Origin of the sequence: Priestia flexa NBRC 15715 (genome assembly GCF_001591565.1) — a bacterium.
Classification (GTDB): Bacteria; Bacillota; Bacilli; order Bacillales; family Bacillaceae_H; genus Priestia; species Priestia flexa.
The window spans coordinates 1-2,336 of the sequence record NZ_BCVD01000210.1 but is presented as its reverse complement, the minus strand read 5'-3'; the positions used below and the strand labels follow the sequence as shown (position 1 = coordinate 2,336).

At 34.0% G+C, this 2,336-nt stretch carries 2 protein-coding genes; both read left to right on the top strand.

Annotation, left to right across the window (positions count from 1 at the left end; translation table 11 throughout):
- On the top strand, positions 1-544 hold a 544-nt coding region (locus tag BFL01S_RS20860), incomplete at its 5' end, for a YvcA-related protein (protein ID WP_169799875.1).
- A gap of 524 nt (positions 545-1,068) precedes the next feature.
- Entirely contained in the window at positions 1,069-2,025 is a 957-nt protein-coding gene (locus tag BFL01S_RS19370; RefSeq protein WP_061786695.1) for an alpha/beta fold hydrolase, read from the top strand.
- Positions 2,026-2,336 lie beyond the last annotated feature (311 nt).

Genomic DNA, 2,336 nt, shown 5'->3' with positions numbered 1-2,336 from the left:
TAGAGCCCTTCAAGATGAATTTACACGAGATATGATCAAGTCGACAAAAGAAACGGAAAAAGGATACTATACGCTTGAATCAAAAACGGGGGAGTATGAGATGTTGTTTCCGGCTGGTGGGGAAATTAGTAGCGGCAGTTATACTAACAATCAAGGTGTAAATGAAGCTTTTATGGCTGGAGTGTTATATGAAGATAAAACTCAGGCAAGAATCAAAGTACAATTTAATCAAAAACAATCTAACGACGAAACGGGCATTCAATATGCACAGAAATTTCTTAAGAAAAATTTAGGTATTGAAGATGAATTTAAAAATATTGAGAAAAATGGTAATACGTTCTATTTAGCTCCTTTTCAATCAGAAAATGGTTATTATGGATATGGCGCATACATATACGACACGAGTAGAGATGTGGGAGGAATTGAATTTATCTACACAACAGAGTGTAGAGAATCTATCAGTCCCTGTCGCCCTAGCAATCAAGAAGTCATGGAGAAAGTTGAAAAAATACTTTCATCTGTAGAATTCAATAAGGAGAAATAAAGATAAGCGTTTCATCGTGTGAGCGATGGATGTAGTACTATATTTTGGTCTTTATTAATAAAAATAAACAGAATAAATATGAAAATTGATTACCTGACTTCTTTCTGCAAGTTCACTTTCTTGAGAAGGTAATCAATATGCGTAATATAATGAATGAGGCTATGAAACTAATAAAAACTTCACTTAGACGTAAAGTTTTTATATTAAACGTCACTTCTATTCCTTTCAGTAAAGCGATGACAATCATATAAGCTGTAATAGCCTGAAGTGTAAGAAGTCTAAACCATCTAGGTATCATTAACCACGTTTCCACTATAATCTTTGATAGCTTATTCAATACCTTTCACTTACCAACTAAATTAAATGACCACGCATTGTACTTTATCATATATGCCTGTCAAGGTCTAACTAAAAACCGATCTCAGTAAGAAGAAAAGACCACTTTCTCAAACTTCCTAAAATTAATGCGTAAGCAGTTTTAGCAAGAGAAAAACGCTAGTAATTTAACAAAAAAGGAGGACTTTATGAGTAGTAAAGAAAAAAGCATTCAGTTTTTTAAAGAATTTATAGATATTGACGGGCATCAAAATGGGATGTTTATTGAAACAGTGAGTTTAGAAAATCCTGTACTTTTATTTTTACATGGAGGTCCAGGGTTTCCACAGTACCCTGTTATTAAACAATCAGGCATGGGGTGGGAGGAAGATTTTACAGTTTGCTATTTGGAACAAAGGGGGACGGGTATGTCGTATAATGCATCAACACAAGGTGACATTACGTTAGGTCAATTAATTTCTGATGCATTAATTGTTACTGAATACTTAAAAACTAAGTTTAAGAAAGAAAAGATTTATTTGTGTGGACACTCCTGGGGGACTTTTTTAGGGAGTATTGTGGTTCATCGTTACCCTGAGAATTATCATGCTTACATTGGCATAGGACAAATGGGAAGACACTTTGAATCGAACAAAGACACATATGAGTTCTTGTTGGAAACAGCAATAAAAAAGGGAGATAAAAAAGCAGAAAAAGATATACGTTCAGTGACCTTTACTGAAGATTTCTACAAAAGTAAGGGTTATCGAAGGATATTAGGTCGCTACTTGAATAGGTTTGGTGGTGGCACGAAAAAAGTGGGGTATTCAAATTGGCAAAGCCTCAAAGATTTGTTTAGTTGCAGGCATTATTCTTGGAAAGAACGTGTGAATATACCAAAAGGGATTTTTGCAAGCTACGATGCTTTATCAGAAGCAATCGCAAAATCAGATGTCTCTTTATTAGCACCCAAGATTGAAGTGCCTGTTTTTATCATACATGGAGTGGATGACTATTCAACAAGTTATCGAGAAGCCAAACGATTTTATGAAAAACTAGACGCTTCTTCAAAAAAGCTATTCTCTTTTAACAACTGTGCACATTCTCCGTTTATAGAAGACCCTAATGCATTTAGAAACATTTTGCAAACTGAAGTTTTAAGATGATTTCTTTAAATAGAACGATAAAGACTGTTAAGATATAGACTAAACATATCCAAAGCAGCTCATTTACAATGTAAATGGGCTTATTGTCATGTGAAGAAATTTAAAAAATAATCGCTGTAAGTCCCCTTAGCTAACCAGTTCTAAAAGACTACCAAAATCCATTTTTAAGTAAAAAGCCTAATGTGAAAATTAACCAAGTTTTTCTATAATAGAACAATGTATGTATGGAACGAAAAAAAAGGAGGCACCAAATGTTCATAAAACGAAAAGGAATTGTAGCCTTACTTCTCAGTAGCCTATTCGTAGGTGGC